The sequence below is a fragment of the Streptomyces sp. NPDC090083 genome, assembly GCF_044747445.1.
Taxonomy (GTDB): Bacteria; Actinomycetota; Actinomycetes; order Streptomycetales; family Streptomycetaceae; genus Streptomyces.
This window is the reverse complement of sequence record NZ_JBIVED010000002.1, coordinates 473,529-492,381: the sequence shown is the minus strand read 5'-3', so window position 1 is coordinate 492,381 and position 18,853 is coordinate 473,529. Positions and strand designations below refer to the sequence as shown.

Here is an 18,853-nt window from a genome sequence, read left to right as displayed (position 1 = left end):
GTTCGCGGGCGGGCGGATCAGGACAGGCGGGCCGACGCCGAGTGGGCCAGCGCGGTCAGCGCGGCCTCGGCGGGGGCGGGGACGTTCAGTTCCTGGAGGGCGTCGAGCGCCTCCTCGACGCGGGCGGCGATCATGCCCTCGACGCGGTCGGGCGCCTCCAGCCGGCGCATCGTCTCCCGCACCGAGTCCAACTCCGCGGCGTTCAGGGCGCGTTGACCCATGAGCGTGCGCAGTCGTTCCCGGTCCTCGGGTCCGGCGCCGCGCCAGGTCTCCGCGAGGAGGGCGGTGGGCCGATGGCCGCGCACGTCGTCGGCGTTGGCCTTGCCGGTGTCCGCCGGGTCGCCGAACAGGCCGAGGACGTCGTCCCGCAGCTGGAAGGCCTCGCCCAGCGGCAGCCCGTACGCCGAGTAGCCGGCCCGCAGCCGACCGCCCGCCCCGGCGAGCGCGCCGCCGATCAACAGGGGTTGTTCCACGGTGTACTTGGCGGTCTTGTAGCGGATCACCTTCAGGGACGCGGCGGTGTCCGGCTCGGCCCCGGTGCGCAGGATCTCCAGGCACTCGCCCGCGATCAGCTCCCGTGCCAGCACCGCCCACAGCGGCCGGGCGCGGGCGAGATACGCGGCGGGCAGCCCGCTGGTGGTGAACAGCTCTCCCGCCATGCCCATCAGCAGATCCCCCATCAGCATGGCGAGCGACCTGGCCGCCGCGGCGGCGCGCGGGCGACGGCGCACGGCACCGCGCAGCGCGATGTGGGCGGTGGGGCGGCCGTGCCGCAGCGGGCTGTCGTCGATGAGGTCGTCGTGCACGACGGCGGCGGCGTGCACCAGTTCCATCGAGGCCGCCGCCCGCACCAGCGCGTCGCTGTCGGGCTGGCCCACCGCGCGCCAGCCCCAGTAGCAGAACGCCGACCGCAGCCGTTTGCCGTCGGCGACCGCGGCCTCCAGCTGCCCGGCGACCGGCTCCAGCGCCGGGTCGATCTCCGCGAACCGCTCGGCCTCCTCGCCCACGAACCGCCGGAGCACCTGGTCGACGCGCGTCTTGAAGGCGGCCGACTCCCACCGGTCAGACGTCATCGGCGGCGGCCTGCCGGGCGAGCGCGAGCCGGGCCAGGGTCTCCAGATGCGCCGGGGGCAGACCCGTGTACCGGTCCAGCACCAGCCGTCCGCGCGCCGCGAGATCCCGCTCGGCATCCGCCGCCAGATCGCCCGCGTCCGACCGGCGCAGCAGGCCCCGCACCGCCCCGAGTGCCGAGCCCACGGCGGACCCCACCGTGCTCACCGCCAGCTCGGCCACCCCCGCCGCCAGCAACAACGCCCGCTCGTCCAGGCCCTCGTGCCGCTCCGCCGCCCCTGTCATGCCACTCCCGCCCGTAGCGCTTCCGGACGGCACCGATCACCCGTCCTTCTGTCAGGATCGCGACAGCCCGGGCGGCCCCGAGGGGAAACTCACGATCGGGTGATCACTTCGCTCGACCGTGCGGACGCCGGCGCCCCGCCCGCCTCCAGCGTTCTCGGGAAACACCGTCAACTCGCGTAACACCCGAGGTCAGCGCGGGGTTGACGGGCCCGGCCCCCGCCCACCCGTACCGACCGCCCAGTTCGGCGAAAAGCACCCACATCCCCCAACCGGCGAGTAACGTGCGTGGCCCGCGCCGCCCCCTCCCTGCGGTCCCCCGCCACGGACCCGAGCCACGCAAGGAGCACGGGATGTCCTACGACCCCTACCCTCCGCATGATTCGTACCGCCCGGACGACGTACGTCCGTCACCCGACCCGTACGCCCCGTACGGCCACGCACGGCCCCCGGCATCGCCGCCGCCCGCGCCCCCGCCGGCCGTCACCTATCCCTGGCAGCCGCCCCCGCCGCCGCCCGAGCGCCGCCGCCTGCCCCGGCGCCCCGCGCTCGGCAACCACCGCGACCTGCGCATCCTGCGCGGCGCGTACCGCCGTCAGCGGCGCGCGGCGACCACCGCCGCGCTCGGCTACTTCTGCCTCTTCCTCGGGCTCTCCGCGTTCGCGCCCGGCCTGATGACGAGCACCGTCACCGGCGGGGTGCCGACCGGACTGCTGCTCGCGCTGGTCCAACTGCCGGTCACCTGGCTGGCGATAGGGCTCTACGAGCACACCGCCCGGCAGCACGTCGACCCGCTCGCGGACCGCTTCCGCAAGCAGGCCGAGCTGGACGCCAGACGGGAGGCGGCCAGATGACCGGGGCGCTCACCGTGACCGCGGCGGCCGGTCTCAGGGACTCCTCGCAGACCATGTCGCTGGTGGCCTTCACCACCGTCGCCACGATCACGCTGCTGCTGTGCGTGCTGACGGGCCCGGACCGCGACGACCTCGACGAGTTCTACACGGGCTACGGCTCCCTCTCCCCGCTCCGCAACGGCCTCGCCATAGCCGGTGACTACATCTCCGCGGCGAGCGTGCTCGGCACCGGCGGAGTGATCGCCCTCTACGGCTACGACGGCGTGGTGCTGGCCATGAGCACGGCCCTGTCGCTGCTCCTGCTGATGTTCCTGCTGGCCGAACCGCTGCGCAACGCGGGCCGGTTCACGATGGGCGACGCGTTCGCCCGCCGTATGCCGGGCCGTTCGGTGCGGATCGTCGCGTGCACGGTGACCATCCTCGCGCTGCTGCCGCTGATGCTGGTCCAACTCGCGGGCGCGGGACAGCTGTTGGCGTTCATCCTCGGCTTCTCCGGCGACGCGCTCCAGACCGGCTGCATCATCGGCCTCGGCGCGCTGATGATCAGCTACGCGGCGATCGGCGGCATGAAGGGCACCGCCCTCATCCAGATCCTGAAGATCGTGATGCTGCTCGGGTCGGGTGCCGTGATCGCCGTACTCGTACTGAACCGCTTCCACTGGGACCTGGGCGCCTTCTTCGACGCGGCGGCACGGCGGAGCGGCGTGGGACAGGCCTTCCTGCACTCGGGACTCCAGTTCGCGGGCGGGCCGGCTCCCCGTCTGGACATGATCAGTTCACAGCTGACCGTCGTCATCGGCGGCGCCTGCCTCCCGCACATCACGATGCGCATGTACACCGCGTCGAGCGCCCGGCAGGTGCGGCGGTCGATGTCGTGGGCGGTGTCGAGCGTGGCGCTGTTCGTGGTGATCGTGACGGTCGTCGGGTTCGGGGCCACCGCGCTGGTCGGCCGGGCGGCGATCGCGCAGGCCGACCCGCAGGGCAACACGGCGTATCTGCTGGGCTCGCGGGCGGTGTTCGGGGCCGACGTGTCGACGGCGGAGACCCTGCTCCTCACCGCCGTCACCACGGCCGTCTTCCTCACCCTGCTCGCCTCGGTCGCCGGGATGATCCTCGCCTGCGCCAACTCCCTGGCCCACGACGTCTTCGCCACCCGGGTCCGGGAGATGCCGGTCCGCCGCGAGATGACGCTGGCCCGCTGCTCGGCGCTGGCGGTGGGCGTCCCGGCCGTCGCGCTCGCCACCCTGATCCAGCACCGAGGCCTGCAACCCCTGGTGACCCTGTCCTTCTGCCTGGGCGCCTCGGCCATAGCGCCCGCCCTCGTCTACAGCCTCTTCTGGCGCCGCTACACCCGAACAGGCCTGCTCAGCACGTTGATCGGGGGCACGCTCGCGGTCCTGGTGCTGATGCCGGGCACGAACCTGGTCTCCGGCTCGCCCGCCGCCGCCTTCCCGCACGCCGACGTCAACTGGTTCCCGTTCACCACGACCGGCCTCGTCACGATCCCGCTCGGCTTCGCCTTCGGCTGGCTGGGCACGGTCGCCTCGGGCTGGCGCGCGGAGGACGAACAGCGGCGGCGGTACGACGCGTTGGAGGGATCGATCCTGGCCGGCGCGGTACGGAGAGAGACCGCCGGCCCACCGGGAGAGACGGAGGATGACCGACGCAAAAGCACCGCATGACCGGGGTCATAGCCGTGCATGACTCGTTCTTTGCCACACCACCACCGCGACTCCCCCTGTTCACCGCTCCTTCTCAGACTCTGCACGTCCGAGCGTGAAGGTCCCTGCATTCAGCGGGAGTTGAGCATGAGCCACGGCCACAGTCACGGCGACCACGGTCACCACCACCATCACCACCACGGCGACGGCGACACCTCGTCGCTGCCTCCGGCCCTCGACACCTCGATACCGGACGCCGAGCTGACACCCGGTCAGCTGTCCCGCAGAGGCATGCTGCGCCGCACCGGCCTCCTGGGCGCGGGACTCGCGGCGGGCAGCGTGCTCGCGGGCGCGGGGGAGGCGGCCGCGTCGGTGCAGCAGTCCGCGCAGCGGCAGGCGCCCACCTCCGCCAAGGGCAACGGCGGTTATCTGTGGCTGGCGGGCGACCACCACATCCACACCCAGTACAGCAGCGACGCCAAGTACCGCGTCATCGACCATGTGCGCCAGGCCAACGCGCACGGCCTGGACTGGATGGTCATCACCGACCACGGCAGCGTCGCGCACGCCAAGATCGGCGTGGAGAAGGTCAATCCGGACATCGTCGACGCCCGTGACAAGACCGACGACACCCTCGTCTTCCAGGGCCTGGAGTGGAACATCCCGGGCGCCGAGCACGGCACGGTGTTCGTGCACCCCGGCTCCCACGAGGTGGCCGTGCTCAAGGAGTTCGAGAACTCCTTCGACGGCAGCGTGAAGAACGCGAGCGGCAACTCGCCCGCCAACGAGGCCCTCGCCATCGCGGGCGTCAACTTCCTCGCCGACCAGGTCCGCCGCCGCAAGGTCAAGGACGCGCTGTTCCTCGCCAACCACCCGGCGCGCAAGGGCATCGACTCCCCGCACGAGATCCGCGGCTGGCGCGACGCGCAGCCCTCGATCGCGGTCGGCATGGAGGGCGCCCCCGGCCACCAGGCGGGCGGCATCCCCAAGCCGAACGGCCCCGGCGGCGGTCGCGGCATCTACGACGGCAGCCCGAGCGCGGACTCGTTCCCCGGCTACCCGCTGGAGAGTTACCGCACCTGGGGCGGCTTCGACTGGATGACGTCGACGGTCGGCGGCCTGTGGGACAGCCTCCTCGCCGAGGGCAAGCCCTGGTGGATCACCGCCAACTCCGACTCCCACAACGTGTACGCGGACACGGCGGTACGCGGCCCCAACAGCGACTTCGAGGCCAACGGCCGCTACAACGACCCGGTGTACAGCGGCGGCATCAGCCTCACCGACACCGACTTCTGGCCCGGCCAGTACTCCCGCACGCACGTCGGCGCCGCCTCCTTCTCGTACAAGGCGGTCATGGACGGCATCCGCGCGGGCCGCGTCTGGGTCGACCACGGCGGCCTGATCAGCGGCCTCGACGCACGGCTGTCCTCCGGCGGCCGGGAGGTCACCCTCGGCGGCGCACTGCACGTACGCCGCGGCGCGCAGGTCGACCTGACGATCAGGATCAGCCTGGCGAACGGCCCCAACTGGGCCCAGTTCCAGCCGATCCTGGCCCGCGTCGACGTCGTCCAGGGCGACGTCACCGGCCCGGCGAAGGACCGGGACGTGTTCGCCGCCCCGAAGACGAAGGTCGTCAAGTCCTTCGAGGTGGACAGGTCGTCCGGCACCGTCCGCCTCACGTACTCCCTCGGCCGCCTCGCCAAGCCGGTCTACGTCCGCCTCCGCGGCACCGACGGCAACCGTTCCGCCGTGGGCGTCAACGGCGCGTCCGTGGACCCCGCGGGCCCCGCGATGGACGTCCTCGGCGACGCCGACCCGTGGAAGGACCTCTGGTTCTACTCCAACCCGATGTGGGTCCTGCCCGCATGAGCGGTTCCCAGGGCCCGTCCGGCGTCCGCCCCGTCATCGGGGTGGACGCCGGCACGACCACCCTCCGCGAGGCGGACCACCTGATCCGCGACCTGCGGACCACGCTGGCCCTTCCGCCCGGGACGGTCGCCTGCACCCATCTGATCCGCACCGACACCCGCAGGGGAACGGCGGTCTCCCTGGACCTGCCGAAGGACGGGGAACGGCTGGAGGAGATCTGGCGCCGCCTCACCGGGACGGACCTGGCCTCGATCCTGGGCGACCGCAGCCACGGCCCGACCGAGGCGGCGGCCTTCGCGGCGGCCGAGCACGCGGCCCGCCGGTCCGGCCGGGCCGTCCTCTTCCCGGGCTCGGACCGGCTCACCGGCACGATCACGCTGGCCGACCTCCTGGAACAGACGGCCGTGGACGGGGTGATCGTGGTGGGCGCGACGTCGGGCGGGAGCCCCGACCCCGTCACCCCCGTACGGACCCAGGACCACGTACGCCCGGAGTGGCGCGAAGGACGACTGGTCCTGGCCCTGGTCCCGGCGGCGGCCGGCACCCTGGCCCCCTTCGAGGTCCCCAACCCCACCCCGTGCTGCGCCGACCACCCGTGACCGTCTCCGCCCAGGGGCGCGGGGAACCGCGCGACCGGCCCTCACCGGCCGGCGCGCACCCGCCACCGCGCCCCTCGTCTCACTCGGCCGGCGCCCGCCCGGTGAGCGCGGTCAGACTGTTCCGCACATGATCCATGTGCGCCCGCACGTCGTCCCAGGTCTCACCGTGCTCCCGCAGCACCCGCTCCGTGTCCCGTGCGACCCGCTCCTCCCGCACCCGCGCCTCCGCCACCACCTCGGCCGCCCGCTCCGCCGCATCCTCCTGGCGCCGCCGATCCGACAACTCGGCCTCGGCGAAGGCCTGTTCGGCCTCGCTCAACGCGGCCTCCGCACACGCCATCCGCTCCGCGTACTCCGCGTCACAGGCCGCGACGCGCTCCGCCGCCTCCCGCTCGGCCAGGGCCCACCGCTCGTCCTGCTCCCTGGCCTGCTCGCCGAGCATCGCCTCCGTCCGCCCGCGCACCTCACGCAACGCGGACAACGCCTCCGTACGCCCTTCCTTGACCTCGCGCCGAGCACCGATCCGGATGTCGTCGGCCTCGGCACGGGCGGCGAGAAGCCGCTGCCGGGCCCGTTCCTCCACCTCCGCACGGAGCGCGTCCGCCTCGTCCCGCGCCTCCTGGAGCACACCCTCGGCGTGCGCGTCGGCCCGCGCGACCTCTTCGCGCGCCGCGCGCCGCGCGGACTCCCGCAGTTCGGCCGCCTCTTCCTCACCCAGCCGGAACAGCCGGTGCGCCCGCTCGCCGAGCGCCTCGTACGTCTGCGGAGCCAGCCGGGAGACGGCCTCCCGCATCCGCTCGGCCTCCGCCTCCATGTCCTTGGCCAGGACGGTCAGCCGCGCGGCCCGTTCCCAGGCCACGTCCCGGTACTGCGAGATCGCCGCCGCGTACGCGTCGACCTGGTCGGGGCGGTAGCCGCGCCCCCGTACGACCGCGAAGCCACGTGGTGACACCGTTGCGCTGCTCATCCTGGAACCCCTCTCCATCCGACGGACACGACATGATGATTTGCCGCATATCTTGATGGATCGGGCGTAAGTGTTCATAACGCGACACTCCGCGGAGAGGTCACGGGCATCCGGGCAGGCAAAAGGGCTGGACCCGGTCGCCCGACCGGATCCAGCCCTTTCGACGCAGACGGTTCAGCTGAACATCGCCGTCACAGCAGCCCGTCCCACATCTGCTCCAGCAGCACCGACCACCAGCTCTCCGGCGACCCGAGCGCCGCCGGGTCCAGCGAGGCGAGCTGCGCCTGGAAGTCGACGGTCCAACGGCCCGCCTGCTCCTGGTTGAGCCCGTACCGCAGACGCCACATCCGGCCGAGCAGCGCCAGACAGCGCGCGAACTCGGGCAGCCCCGTGTTCACGAACTGCGGCGGTACGGGCGCGCCGCCCGGCCCCGCCTCCACCGGCACGGCGACGATGTTGGCCGTGCCGTACTGGACGCAGATCGCGCGGCCGAAGTCGCTGCCCATGACGAGGTACGAGCCCGCGTCGGCGGACGGCCGCACCCCGCGCTCCTGCGCGAGTTCGGCCAACGTCGGTACCGGGCGCCCCGGTTGGGCCTGCGCCCAGAAGAACGGACCCATGTCCATCGGCAGCCCCGCCGCGACCAGCGTGTGCGCGACGACCGGCGGTACGCCCTGCCGGGACACCGCCGCCTGCTCGAACCGGAACACGCCCGGCCCGAAGGCGCCCGCGAGTTCCTGCGCGATGGCCTCCGGCGGGACCGGCGGCGTCGGCTGCACCGGCGGCAACGGCGCCCGCACCGGGGCGAGTCGAGCCGGACCGTCGGCGACCTGGTGCAACTCGCCCTGATGGGCCAGGAGTTCACGCATGCCCTGCTGCCGGCTCGCGTGATCCGTGCCGTACGGCGCGATGCTGGCGATACGGGCCTGCGGCCACTGTTCGCGAATCATCCGCGCGCAGTAGGCGCCCGGCAGCTCGCAGGACTCCAACTCCGTGTGCAGTTCCAGGACTTGGTCCGGCGGGATGTTCATGCCGCGCAGCTCGTGGAAGATCTGCCACTCCGGGTGCGGCGTCCCCGGCGCGGACCGCCGGATCAGCTGCTGCTCCGACCCGTCCGGCGCGCGGTACCGCAGCACGGCCTGATACCCCGGTCCCACGGTCGGCTGCCCCTGCTGGGGATAGCCGTAGGCGGGCTGCTGCTGCCCCGGGAAGGGCTGTCCCGGAGGCGGCATCGCACCGGGAGGCACCGCGCCCGGCGGCATCGGCTGCGGCGGAGCACCCGGCGGCATACCGGGCCCGCCCGACGCACCGGGCGCACCCGGGAACGGAGGCGGCGGAGGCGGCACACCGGGCCCACCCGGCGGAGGCCCGGCGAGCATGGTCTCCGCATGATGCACGGCACCGTGGGCCCCACCTTGCGAACCGGGAGCGTTCGGCGGCTGAGGAACGCCGGGCGCACCAGGCGCACCAGGCGACTTGGGCGCACCCGGAACACCCGGAGCACCCGGAGGCTGCGGCGCACCTGGCGGAGGCGGCGCACCCGGCCCCACGGGCCCACCCTGACCCGGGTCGGCGAACATGGTCGCGGCGTAGTGCACTCCCCCCGAGGGCGGACCCCCGGGGCTGTTCGGAGCACCGGGCGCGCCAGGCGGCTGCGGTGCCCCGGGCCCCTCCGGGCCGAGCCCCGGGACCAGCTGGGTCGCCACATACGCACCGGGCGGAGGCGGAGAAGCAGGCGGCGGCGGGGGCGGGCCCGCCGCGCCGCCCGCCCGCGCACCCGGTGTCCCCGGCGCACCCGGCGGAGGCGGGGTCGTCGAACCCCCGCCCCGGCGCGGCGGAGGCGCGGCCTTGCTGGTCGCGGCGTCGGCGATGTCGCCGGCGTTGGGCGCGAGCGCCCGCCCCGGCGCACCGGGACCGCCGGGAGGCTGCGGCGCGGGCGCACCCGGACCACCGGCGCCCTGGGGATACCCGTACGACGAACCGGCCGCAGCCGCCCCGCCCGCACCGGAACCCTGCGAACTCCCGTCCCCCGCACCACCGTTGGAGTCGTCCAGCGCCGGGGAGACGGTCGTACGCGGAAGCCGGCTCCCGCCGGAGATCAGCGCGGTCTTGGCCTCGGCCGGGGTCGTGTCCTCCGGCTCGCTCAGCGGCGGCGCGAAGACGGTCGCGGGCAGCGGTACCGAACGGTCCTCGCCGGCATCCGCGTTGGTGTCGGTCCCCGCCCAGGGCGTGGCCCCGGCAGGCACGGCGGGCGCGTCCTGCGCCGCCCCGGCATCCGGCCACGCCGAGGGCGCAGGCACCCCGGCCTGCGTCTCCGGAAGCACCCGCCCGGCGGAACCGGGAGCCGAACCCGAGTCCCCAACCCCCGTACCGCCGGCGGGAGCAGAGGAGGCCGGCTCCCGCCGGTCCGGGATCCCCAGCTTGTCCGCGGCCTCCTGGAGCCACTCCGGCGGACTCAGGAGGAACGACGTCTGGTTCAGGTCCACCCGCGCGGGAGGGGCCGGCACCGCGTCGGCGATCTCGTCGGCGCGGCCGTACTCCTCCTCGTACCGGCGGACGATCTCACCGACCGGCAGGGCGGGCCACAGCGTGGCCTCGCCGCTGTCGCGGGCGAGCACCATCCGCTGCCCACCGCCGTCCGAGCGCGGCCCGTCGGCGCGGTCCTCGGCCCAGATCACGAAACCGAGGTCGAACTCCCGCACCCGCACCTCGCGATGCTGGTACGACGGCACATCGCCGTTGATCCACTCCTCGGCGCGCTCCTGCGCCTGCGCGAAGGTCACCATCGTTCAGTTCACTCCCCCACCGAAGACGCCGTCGCCGGAACCACCGTCGCGAACCCGCCGTCCACCATCAGATTCGCCACCGTCTCCAACTCCGGTGGATTTCCCGCGAGTCGGGCGAGGAACTGGTCGAAGTCGTCCCCGGCGGGCAGCAGCAGCCGCTCCACCCGGTCGGCCGGTGCCTGCGACGGGTCGACGTCACGGGCGTCGTCGTAGGCACAGAACCAGACGGACCCGAGCGCCTGCCCCTTCACCTTCACCGCGAGCAGACCGCCCTGGACGAAACCGACGCCCAGATAGTCCTTGGTCAGATGATCGCGCAGGCACTTGTTGACGTACACGAGGTCGTTGACGGCCGCCTCGTCGCGGACCGTGAAGAACGGCTGGTCGATCAGCAGGCCCAACTCGGCGTCCAGCGCGGTGCCGACGGGCGCGCAGCCGCCGGCCGCCTTGAGGAACGAGCGGTAGGCGCCCGGGAGCCGGTAGCCGAGGTCCTCCTCGACGCCCTGGACCTGCGCCTCGGTGACCGCGACCGTCGACTTCGGCAGACCGAAGTGCGCGGGCCGGGTCTCCTGGAGCGGGCGGGTACCGCGCTTGTCGTGATCGACGCCGGCCGTCGTGATGCCCCCGTGATGCCGCAGCAGCGCCTTCACTTCCACGGGAACGAGTTCGAGACGCCGGGTGCCGACGACGTGGTGCCAGGTCCACCCGTGCGGGGTGGCCACGGCGGGCACGGTGTCCCACAGCTCGTGGCCGGTCGCGGCGAGTGCCGCGTTGGCCGACACGTAGTCCGTCAGCCGCAGCTCGTCGACGCCGAAGCCCTCCGGAGGCTCCGCGATCTCGGCCGCGGCGCGCGCGTACGGCGAGAAGTCGGGATAACCGCGCTCGTCCATCCGCACCCCGCGCGGGTGGCGGGCCGCCCGGACCGGATCCGGGAAGTGCACGACCTGCCCGGCGTAGGCCGCGTTCGGTGGCGCGGCTCGCTGCCCGAGCCGACCTGTCGTCATGGCGGTTGCCCCCTGCGGCATTCAGTACGATTCACAGCGGCCGAATACGTAATTCGCCCTACCATGTCCCGTATCGACTGTCTCGTCTTCTTGACGTCTTCGTTCGACCGTCTCCACGCGTGGAACGCGGTGCGGACAGCCTATGCGGTACGGCGACACCGGTCACCGGCAGCGGTCGGCCGCACCCGCTCCCCGCACCCCTCACCGAACGCACCCCACCCGTCACCGAACCCTCACTTCCGTGACCTGACGTCACTCCGCCGTGACAGCCCGCCGGAGCCCTGGCGTGTCGCACCGCCCCAGCTACCGCACCAGCCACGGCGTTTGGCACTCTGTGACCCGCCGGGGGATGCTCGGGAGGGGATGACGATCATGAACGCGACGCAGACGGGACCGCACACCGGGGCGCACACCGGGCCCTCCGGCGATCCCAGAGTCGGCTGGAGCGCCACCGAGGCGCCGCACGCACCGGCCCTCAGCCACCGCCGTGACGGCATCCTCCCGACCGTCGCCGCCGCCCTGTCCGTACGCGGCGCCACCACCCTCACCGGCACCGCCGCCCGCGGCGACCAGCCGCCCGCGCTGCACCCGCTCGTACAGGACTTCCTCGACACCCTCGCCAGCGCGCAGCGGGACCGGTTCACCGGCCGGTGTGCCGAGGTGATCCTCATCTCCCGCCACATCGCCGCCGCCGACGCGGCCCGCAGCAAACGCGCCGCGCGCAAGCCGATGACCAACGGCGAGGCCCGCAAGACCCTCAAGCAGGCCAAGCTCACCGCCCGCCGCATCCGCGAGGACGGCGACCCCCTGCACGGCAGCTTCGCGCCCCCCTGCCAGGCCTGCACAGCCCTCAGCGCCCACTTCGGCGTCCGCGTCGTGGACCCCACGACCGAACAAGGCTGACCCCACCCCCGTACCACCAAGCACAACCGATACCACCACTCAACCGCTCCACCACTCAACCGCTCCACCGCTCCACCGCTCTACCGCTCTACCGCTCTACCGCTCCACAGTCCCTGACGCCGACGATCGAAGGCAGATGCAAGCCGACCGCCACTCCACCACTCGTTTCTCCGTGCCCGTGGACGCAGCGCTGCGTGCCGCCGGCTGGCAGCCCGGCCGTTGGGACATAAAGCAGGCCGAGATCTGGGCCGACACCCTGCGCGACCACACCTCGCCCGCGGGACACCAGCACGCCGTCTTCCCGGCGGCGGTGGAGGTCTGGGCCGAGTTCGGCGGCCTGCACATCACGCCCTCCGGCCCCGGCCGCCAGATCTCCCCCGTGACACTCCACCTGGACCCGATGCACGGCCTCCACATGGCCCGCACCCTCGGCGACCTGGGCCGCGCCCTGGACACCGACGTCAGCCCGCTGGGCGAGGAACCCGAGACCCAGTCCCTCCTGGCCATCGACTCCGAGGGCCGCGTCTACGCCCTGGACCACACCGGCGACTGGTACCTGGGCCCCGACATCGACAAGGCCCTGGCGACCCTGGTCTCGGGCACGGAGCCGGTACGCCTCACCGCGGGCTGACCGGCCCGCGGGCCGCGTACGGCGGCAAGGCGACGTGTCGGGGGGTGTCCGCCCGCAGCGATCGGCGCTCACAGAGCCGCACTCCCGAGCAGCCTTGCCGCGCCGATCCGAGGACGGACACCCCGCGGCGCGGCGCCGACCCATCACCCGCCCCCGGCGCCCCACAACGCACAGGCACCCACCCACGGACCCGGACCCCCACCCACCCAGGGGCGCGGGGAACGGCGCGCCCAGCCCCCACTGACCGGCACCCGAAAAACAACCAAGCCCACCGGCCGGCACCCGAAGAAACCCAAGCCCACCGACCGACATCCGAAAACACCCAAGCCCACCGACCGGCACCCAAAAAACAACCTCAAGCGGCCGGAATCACCGCAGACACCCGAAACCCCCCGGCATCCGTAGGCCCGGACACGAACACCCCGCCCAGCGCAAGCACCCGCTCCCGCATCCCCACCAGCCCATTCCCCCCGGAGGGCAACCGCGCGGCAGAAGCCGCCGCAAGCTCCGGCGGCGGTTCGTTCTCGACCTGCATCGCGATCTCGGAGACCCGGTGAGCCAGCCGGACATGCGTCTTCGCACCCGCCGCGTGCTTGTGGACGTTCGTCAACGCCTCCTGCACCACCCGGTACGCGGTCTGCTCGATCTCCGCCGCGTACGAGCGGCTCTCCCCCTCCACCGACAGATCCACCGCCATCCCGGCCGCCGCGGACTGCCCGAGCAACTCGTCCACGTCGGACAGACAGGGCCCCTCGCTGCCCCCCTCACCGCCGCCCTCGCCACCCGCGCCGCCCTCGTCGCCGACGACCCGAGACGCCGCCGCCGCGGCAGCCGCGGCCACCGCGACCAACGGCACCGCCGCCCGCTCGCGCACATCCCGGCCGTCGCCGCTCCGCAGCACCCCGAGCATCTCCCGGAGTTCGGTCAGAGCCTGACGCCCCATGTCCCCCACGAGCGCCGCGTTCTTCACCGCCTTCTCGGGATCCTTGCGGGCCACCGCCTGCAACGCCGCCGCGTGCACGACCATCAGACTCACCCGGTGCGCGACGACGTCGTGCATCTCACGGGCGATCCGGGTCCGCTCCTCCCCCCGGGCCCACTCCGCCCGCTCCTCGGCCCGCTCGGCGAGAAGTTGCAGCTCCCGCTCCAGGCTGTCCGCTCGCTCCCGGAGACTCTCCATCAGACGGCGCCGGGCGCCCACGTACATACCGAGCAGGACGGGCGGCGCGGTCATCCCGACCGCGGTGGTGATGGAGGCGAACGGCAGGAACCAGTCACCCAGTTCCCACGTGCCGTGCTGCATGTCCTGCCGCACCCGCACGAACATGACGATGAGCATCCCGAGGAACGACATCCCGGCGAGCGCCCCGATGATCCGGCGCGGCAGTTCGGACGCGGCCAGGGTGTAGAGGCCGACGATGCCCATCACGTAGCCCATCTGGGCGGGGGTGATGGCGATGGAGACCAGGACGACCGCGATGGGCCACTTCCGGCGGACGATCAGCGTCGAGCCGGCCAGCACCCCGAAGACGACACCGACGGCCGCCGGAATTCCCGCGTCCCGGGCGAACCGGACGCCTTCCGCCCCGCACTCCGCCGCGGACCCCGCCGCGAGCCCCGCGTCGAGCACCGCACTGCGCCACCTGGTCCACCACCACGGCCCTCCCCGGGCCGCGGCATGGTCTTCCCCCGTCGTGGTCATGCCTCCAGCCTAAGGGCGCCGGGGCCCGGTTTTCCGGTGAGTTTCGACGACCGGCCTAGACCACGACGCGTAGTCGGACGGTGACGAAACACCGGGCCGAACCCGATCACCGGAGACCGGAGAGAAGTACCGTCGCACGGAGGCCATCCGGTACGGCATAGTGTTGGGTGCCCACTCGGCGACCGGGTCGAATGCCCGGCTCTTCCGAGTTTGATCCCCCGTGGTGTAATTGGCAGCACCGTGGCTTTTGGTGCCATTTGTCCGGGTTCGAGTCCTGGCGGGGGAGCAGCAGCCCGATCGCAACCGGGCGACAACGGATCGTCTCCGATCCACAACCGGGCAACTCCCGCCCCCAGCATCCCCGTTCGGGCCCTGACAGCACTGTCGGGGCCCACTCTCATGTCCCCCATGAAACGCCCCGGTATCCTGCGAATGTCCACCCCCCAGCATTCCGAAGCCGAAGGGCAAACCCGTGAGCGCCATTCGCCCGGCAGCCGTCGTCGTCCTCGCAGCGGGTGAGGGCACCCGTATGAAGTCGGCCACACCGAAGGTCCTGCACGAGCTCTGCGGCCGGGCCCTCGTCGGTCATGTGCTGGCCGCCGCCCGCGAGTTGGAGCCGGAGAACCTGGTCGTCGTCGTGGGCCACGCCCGCGAGCAGGTGACCGCCCACCTCGGCGCGACCGACCCCGGCGTCCGCACCGCGGTCCAGGCCGAGCAGAACGGCACCGGGCACGCCGTACGCATGGCGCTCGAAGAACTCGGCAGCGTCGACGGCACCGTGGTCGTCGTCTGCGGCGACACCCCCCTGCTGCGCGGCGAGACCCTGCGCGCCCTCGCCGCCGACCACTCCGCCGACGGCAACGCGGTGACGGTCCTGACCGCCGAGGTCCCCGACGCCACCGGCTACGGCCGTATCGTCCGCGACGGCGCCTCCGGCGCGGTGACCGCGATCGTCGAGCACAAGGACGCCTCCGACTCGCAGCGCGCGATCCGCGAGATCAACTCCGGGGTGTTCGCCTTCGACGGCCAGCTGCTCGCCGACGCCCTCGGCAAGGTGCGCACCGACAACAGCCAGGGCGAGGAGTACCTCACCGACGTCCTCGGCATCCTGCGCGAGGCCGGGCACCGGGTCGGCGCCTCCGTCGCGGGCGACCACCGCGAGATCGCCGGCATCAACAACCGCGTCCAGCTGTCCGAGGCCCGCCGCATCCTGAACGACCGGCTGCTGACCGACGCCATGCTCGCCGGCGTCACCGTCATCGACCCGGCGACCACCTGGATCGACGTCGACGTCACCTTCGGCCGGGACGCGGTCGTCCACCCCGGCACCCAGCTGCACGGCGCCACCCGCATCGGCGAGGGCGCCGAGGTCGGCCCCAACACCCGGCTGACGGACACCACCGTCGAGGCCGGCGCCCGCGTCGACAACACCGTCGCCGTCAGCTCGCACATCGGTCCGCAGGCGTCCGTGGGCCCGTTCGCCTATCTCCGCCCCGGCACCCGCCTGGGCACGAAGGGCAAGATCGGCACGTACGTCGAGACGAAGAACGCGACGATCGGCGAGGGCACGAAGATCCCGCACCTCTCCTACGTCGGGGACGCGACGATCGGCGAGTACACGAACATCGGCGCGGCAAGCGTGTTCGTCAACTACGACGGGCAGGACAAACACCACACCACCATCGGGTCGCACTGCCGGACCGGTTCGGACAATATGTTTGTGGCACCCGTCACGGTCGGGGACGGTTCGTACACCGCCGCCGGCTCCGTGATCACGAAGGACGTACCGCCCGGTTCGCTGGCCGTGGCCCGTGGCCAGCAGCGGAATATCGAGGGCTGGGTCGCCCGCAAGCGTCCGGGCAGCGCGGCGGCGAAGGCCGCGGAAACGGCTTCCCGCCAGGGCGAGAGCGAAGACTGACCGGAAACGGGTGCGTCGAACACGGCGTACCGTGATAAACGCACACCCAGTTGATAACCCTCTGAGGAGACAGTGCTGTGACCGGGATCAAGACGACCGGCGAGAAGAAGATGATGTTCTTCTCCGGCCGCGCCCACCCCGAGCTTGCCAAGGAGGTCGCCCAGCAGCTGGGTGTCGGGGTCGTCCCGACGAAGGCCTTCGACTTCGCGAACGGCGAGATCTACGTCCGCTTCGAGGAGTCGGTGCGCGGCGCGGACTGTTTCGTGATCCAGAGCCACACGGCTCCGATCAACCAGTGGATCATGGAACAGCTCATCATGATCGACGCCCTCAAGCGCGCGTCGGCCCGCTCGATCACGGTGATCGTGCCGTTCTACGGCTACGCCCGCCAGGACAAGAAGCACCGCGGCCGTGAGCCGATCTCGGCCCGGCTGATCGCGGACCTGATGAAGACGGCGGGTGCGCACCGCATCCTCACCGTCGACCTGCACACCGACCAGATCCAGGGCTTCTTCGACGGCCCCGTGGACCACCTCTTCGCCCTCCCGCTGCTGGCGGACTACGTGGGCGGCAAGGTCGACCGCTCCAAGCTGACCGTCGTCTCCCCGGACGCCGGCCGCGTGCGCGTCGCCGACCGCTGGTGCGACCGCCTCGGCGCGCCCCTCGCCATCGTGCACAAGCGGCGCGACAAGGACGTGGCGAACCAGGTGACCGTCCACGAGGTGGTCGGTGAGGTCAAGGGCCGGGTCTGCGTCCTGGTCGACGACATGATCGACACCGGCGGCACGATCTGCGCCGCCGCGGACGCCCTGTTCGCGCACGGCGCGGAGGACGTCATCGTGACGGCCACCCACGGCGTGCTCTCCGGCCCCGCTGCCGACCGGCTGAAGAACTCCCGGGTCAGCGAGTTCGTCCTCACGGACACCCTGCCGACACCGGGCGAACTGGGCGCCGACCTCGACAAGATCACCGTCCTGTCGATCGCCCCGACCATCGCCAGCGCGGTCCGCGAGGTCTTCGAGGACGGCTCGGTCACGAGCCTCTTCGACGAGCACTGACCCCACGCGTCACGGATCGGTCCGTAGATCGATTTCTGTTACGGCCTCCCCGCCGAGTAAGCTGCCACAGTTGCTCGGCGAGGGAGGCCGTACCGGTTCCGGTACGGCGGTCCGTTATCGACGCGCTCTTCGTAGCAGGCCGTTGTTCGGCCGGGTGACCACCTTCCCCGATCAGTTCTACGAGGAGTGACATGTCCGACGTCAAGCTCACCGCCGAGACCCGCACCGAGTTCGGCAAGGGCGCCGCCCGCCGCATCCGCCGCGACAACAAGGTTCCCGCGGTCGTCTACGGCCACGGCTCCGAGCCCGCCCACATCACCCTGCCCGGCCACGAGCTGCTGCTCGCCCTGCGCACCCCGAACGTCCTGCTCACCCTGGACATCGAGGGCAAGACCGAGCTGGCCATCCCGAAGGCCGTCCAGCGTGACGCGATCCGGGGCTACCTGGAGCACGTCGACCTGCTCCTCGTGAAGCGCGGCGAGAAGGTCACCGTCGAGGTCCCGGTCCACACCGAGGGCGAGCTGGCCCCGGGCGCCTACCTGCTGGAGCACGTGCTGAGCACGCTGCCCGTCGAGGCCGAGGCCACGCACATCCCCGAGTCGGTCACCGTGTCCATCGCGGGCCTGGAGGCCGGCGCCTCCATCGCCGCCAAGGACATCCCGCTGCCCAAGGGCACCACGCTGGCGATCGACGAGGACGCGGTCGTCCTCCAGGTCCTGGCCGCGCAGGCCGAGGAGACCTCCACCGAGGACGCCGAGGGCGAGTCCGCCGAGGCCTGATCCTCACCGCTCACCGTGTCGTCAGCCGCTGTTCCCAACGGGAGCGGCGGCTGACTGCCGGAGGCCGTCGGGGGCTGTCCCGCGAACATCACAGCAGATGGAGACATGGACGTGACGACCGACGCCGACGCCCCCTGGCTGATCGTGGGGCTCGGGAACCCCGGCCCCGAGTACGCGAACAACCGGCACAACGTGGGCTTCATGGTGGCCGACCTGCTGGCCGAGCGGATCGGCGGCAGGTTCAAGCGGGCCGGCAAGGCGCAGGCGCAGGTCCTGGAGGGCCGCCTCGGCGCCCCGGGTCCGGCGAGCCGCCGGGTCGTGCTGGTGAAGCCGACGTCGTTCATGAACCTGTCGGGCGGCCCCGTCAACGCGCTGCGTGACTTCTACAAGGTGCCGCTCGCCCACATCGTCGCCGTGCACGACGAACTCGACATCGACTACGGCACCCTCCGTCTGAAGCTCGGCGGCGGCGACAACGGCCACAACGGTCTGAAGTCGATGACCAAGGCGATGGGCCCGGACTACCACCGGGTGCGGTTCGGCATCGGGCGTCCGCCGGGCCGGATGCAGGTCGCCGACTTCGTGCTGAAGGACTTCTCCTCCACGGAGCGCAAGGAACTGGACTTCCTGGTGGACCGGGCGACGGACTCCGTGGAGTGCCTGGTGAGCGAGGGCCTGGAGCGGGCCCAGAGCGCGTACAACTCCTGAGCCGTACGCCGTGCGGAATCGCCTGCCCTGACCGGCTTGTCCCGGGCGGGAATTGACCGCG

The 18,853-nt window shown here is 72.3% G+C and carries 16 protein-coding genes and 1 tRNA gene; 11 read left to right on the top strand and 6 right to left on the bottom strand.

Annotation, left to right across the window (positions count from 1 at the left end; translation table 11 throughout):
* Window positions 1–17: 17 nt before the first annotated feature.
* Both ACIPTO_RS08030 and ACIPTO_RS08025 read right to left on the bottom strand, forming a co-directional pair.
* Complete coding sequence (locus tag ACIPTO_RS08030) at window positions 18–1,073, bottom strand: polyprenyl synthetase family protein (protein ID WP_366316617.1); 1,056 nt, start codon at window positions 1,071–1,073, stop codon at window positions 18–20.
* Window positions 1,063–1,356 carry a polyprenyl synthetase gene (locus ACIPTO_RS08025; RefSeq protein ID WP_401190181.1) on the bottom strand — a complete coding sequence of 98 codons (294 nt, stop codon included), beginning with the start codon at window positions 1,354–1,356 and terminating at the stop codon, window positions 1,063–1,065. The genes ACIPTO_RS08030 and ACIPTO_RS08025 overlap by 11 nt, the downstream gene beginning before the upstream one ends.
* Before the next feature lie 350 nt (window positions 1,357–1,706).
* Between ACIPTO_RS08025 and ACIPTO_RS08020 the strand changes: the two genes are divergently transcribed.
* From ACIPTO_RS08020 to ACIPTO_RS08005, 4 genes are all read left to right on the top strand, one after another.
* Window positions 1,707–2,207 (top strand): DUF485 domain-containing protein, encoded by a 501-nt coding sequence (locus ACIPTO_RS08020; protein WP_401190180.1) that lies wholly within the window; start codon window positions 1,707–1,709, stop codon window positions 2,205–2,207.
* Window positions 2,204–3,889 carry a cation acetate symporter gene (locus ACIPTO_RS08015; RefSeq protein ID WP_401190179.1) on the top strand — a complete coding sequence of 562 codons (1,686 nt, stop codon included), beginning with the start codon at window positions 2,204–2,206 and terminating at the stop codon, window positions 3,887–3,889. The genes ACIPTO_RS08020 and ACIPTO_RS08015 overlap by 4 nt, the downstream gene beginning before the upstream one ends.
* A gap of 126 nt (window positions 3,890–4,015) precedes the next feature.
* The gene (locus ACIPTO_RS08010; protein WP_401190178.1) at window positions 4,016–5,737 is read left to right on the top strand and encodes a PHP domain-containing protein; all 1,722 of its coding nucleotides are present in this window, start codon (window positions 4,016–4,018) and stop codon (window positions 5,735–5,737) included.
* Complete coding sequence (locus ACIPTO_RS08005) at window positions 5,734–6,336, top strand: hypothetical protein (protein ID WP_401190177.1); 603 nt, start codon at window positions 5,734–5,736, stop codon at window positions 6,334–6,336. The genes ACIPTO_RS08010 and ACIPTO_RS08005 overlap by 4 nt, the downstream gene beginning before the upstream one ends.
* Before the next feature lie 79 nt (window positions 6,337–6,415).
* On the opposite strand, the gene ACIPTO_RS08000 is transcribed toward ACIPTO_RS08005, so the two are convergent.
* The 3 genes from ACIPTO_RS08000 to ACIPTO_RS07990 all read right to left on the bottom strand — a co-directional run bounded on the left by ACIPTO_RS08000 (window position 6,416) and on the right by ACIPTO_RS07990 (window position 11,093).
* A complete protein-coding gene (locus tag ACIPTO_RS08000) occupies window positions 6,416–7,303 on the bottom strand; it encodes a DivIVA domain-containing protein (protein WP_401190176.1) in 888 nt (295 codons plus the stop codon).
* 191 nt (window positions 7,304–7,494) lie between these two features.
* A complete protein-coding gene (locus ACIPTO_RS07995) occupies window positions 7,495–10,089 on the bottom strand; it encodes an SUKH-4 family immunity protein (RefSeq protein ID WP_401190175.1) in 2,595 nt (864 codons plus the stop codon).
* A gap of 8 nt (window positions 10,090–10,097) precedes the next feature.
* On the bottom strand, window positions 10,098–11,093 hold the full coding sequence (locus ACIPTO_RS07990; RefSeq protein ID WP_366316633.1) for an SMI1/KNR4 family protein: 996 nt from the start codon (window positions 11,091–11,093) through the stop codon (window positions 10,098–10,100).
* Between the two features lie 363 nt (window positions 11,094–11,456).
* Between ACIPTO_RS07990 and ACIPTO_RS07985 the strand changes: the two genes are divergently transcribed.
* Both ACIPTO_RS07985 and ACIPTO_RS07980 read left to right on the top strand, forming a co-directional pair.
* Complete coding sequence (locus tag ACIPTO_RS07985; RefSeq protein WP_366316635.1) at window positions 11,457–11,996, top strand: YwqJ-related putative deaminase; 540 nt, start codon at window positions 11,457–11,459, stop codon at window positions 11,994–11,996.
* Between the two features lie 136 nt (window positions 11,997–12,132).
* Window positions 12,133–12,627 carry an SUKH-3 domain-containing protein gene (locus ACIPTO_RS07980; RefSeq protein ID WP_401190174.1) on the top strand — a complete coding sequence of 165 codons (495 nt, stop codon included), beginning with the start codon at window positions 12,133–12,135 and terminating at the stop codon, window positions 12,625–12,627.
* Between the two features lie 355 nt (window positions 12,628–12,982).
* Here the strand turns inward: ACIPTO_RS07980 and ACIPTO_RS07975 are convergent, their stop codons facing one another.
* Entirely contained in the window at window positions 12,983–14,329 is a 1,347-nt protein-coding gene (locus tag ACIPTO_RS07975) for a sensor histidine kinase (protein ID WP_401190173.1), read from the bottom strand.
* Between the two features lie 214 nt (window positions 14,330–14,543).
* Between ACIPTO_RS07975 and ACIPTO_RS07970 the strand changes: the two genes are divergently transcribed.
* The 5 genes from ACIPTO_RS07970 to pth all read left to right on the top strand — a co-directional run bounded on the left by ACIPTO_RS07970 (window position 14,544) and on the right by pth (window position 18,792).
* Window positions 14,544–14,615 (top strand) — tRNA-Gln (locus tag ACIPTO_RS07970).
* Window positions 14,616–14,801: 186 nt separating this feature from the next.
* A complete protein-coding gene (glmU, locus tag ACIPTO_RS07965; RefSeq protein WP_401190172.1) occupies window positions 14,802–16,247 on the top strand; it encodes a bifunctional UDP-N-acetylglucosamine diphosphorylase/glucosamine-1-phosphate N-acetyltransferase GlmU in 1,446 nt (481 codons plus the stop codon).
* A 77-nt stretch (window positions 16,248–16,324) separates the two neighbouring features.
* Entirely contained in the window at window positions 16,325–17,305 is a 981-nt protein-coding gene (locus tag ACIPTO_RS07960; protein WP_366316643.1) for a ribose-phosphate diphosphokinase, read from the top strand.
* 191 nt (window positions 17,306–17,496) lie between these two features.
* Entirely contained in the window at window positions 17,497–18,084 is a 588-nt protein-coding gene (locus tag ACIPTO_RS07955) for a 50S ribosomal protein L25/general stress protein Ctc (RefSeq protein ID WP_366316645.1), read from the top strand.
* A gap of 105 nt (window positions 18,085–18,189) precedes the next feature.
* Window positions 18,190–18,792, top strand: a complete 603-nt coding sequence (pth, locus tag ACIPTO_RS07950) for an aminoacyl-tRNA hydrolase (RefSeq protein WP_401190171.1) — start codon at window positions 18,190–18,192, stop codon at window positions 18,790–18,792.
* The last annotated feature ends 61 nt before the right edge of the window (window positions 18,793–18,853 follow it).

Bases quoted from the DNA above. Each gene is read 5' to 3' on its own strand.
- ACIPTO_RS08005 (WP_401190177.1), top strand. From the start codon at position 5,734: ATGAGCGGTTCCCAGGGCCCGTCCGGCGTCCGCCCCGTCATCGGGGTG.
- ACIPTO_RS07995 (WP_401190175.1), bottom strand. From the start codon at position 10,089: ATGGTGACCTTCGCGCAGGCGCAGGAGCGCGCCGAGGAGTGGATCAAC.
- ACIPTO_RS08000 (WP_401190176.1), bottom strand. From the start codon at position 7,303: ATGAGCAGCGCAACGGTGTCACCACGTGGCTTCGCGGTCGTACGGGGG.
- ACIPTO_RS07975 (WP_401190173.1), bottom strand. From the start codon at position 14,329: ATGACCACGACGGGGGAAGACCATGCCGCGGCCCGGGGAGGGCCGTGG.
- ACIPTO_RS08025 (WP_401190181.1), bottom strand. From the start codon at position 1,356: ATGACAGGGGCGGCGGAGCGGCACGAGGGCCTGGACGAGCGGGCGTTG.
- ACIPTO_RS07985 (WP_366316635.1), top strand. From the start codon at position 11,457: ATGACGATCATGAACGCGACGCAGACGGGACCGCACACCGGGGCGCAC.
- ACIPTO_RS07955 (WP_366316645.1), top strand. From the start codon at position 17,497: ATGTCCGACGTCAAGCTCACCGCCGAGACCCGCACCGAGTTCGGCAAG.
- ACIPTO_RS08020 (WP_401190180.1), top strand. From the start codon at position 1,707: ATGTCCTACGACCCCTACCCTCCGCATGATTCGTACCGCCCGGACGAC.
- ACIPTO_RS08015 (WP_401190179.1), top strand. From the start codon at position 2,204: ATGACCGGGGCGCTCACCGTGACCGCGGCGGCCGGTCTCAGGGACTCC.
- ACIPTO_RS07980 (WP_401190174.1), top strand. From the start codon at position 12,133: ATGCAAGCCGACCGCCACTCCACCACTCGTTTCTCCGTGCCCGTGGAC.
- ACIPTO_RS08030 (WP_366316617.1), bottom strand. From the start codon at position 1,073: ATGACGTCTGACCGGTGGGAGTCGGCCGCCTTCAAGACGCGCGTCGAC.
- ACIPTO_RS08010 (WP_401190178.1), top strand. From the start codon at position 4,016: ATGAGCCACGGCCACAGTCACGGCGACCACGGTCACCACCACCATCAC.
- ACIPTO_RS07990 (WP_366316633.1), bottom strand. From the start codon at position 11,093: ATGACGACAGGTCGGCTCGGGCAGCGAGCCGCGCCACCGAACGCGGCC.
- pth (WP_401190171.1), top strand. From the start codon at position 18,190: ATGGACGTGACGACCGACGCCGACGCCCCCTGGCTGATCGTGGGGCTC.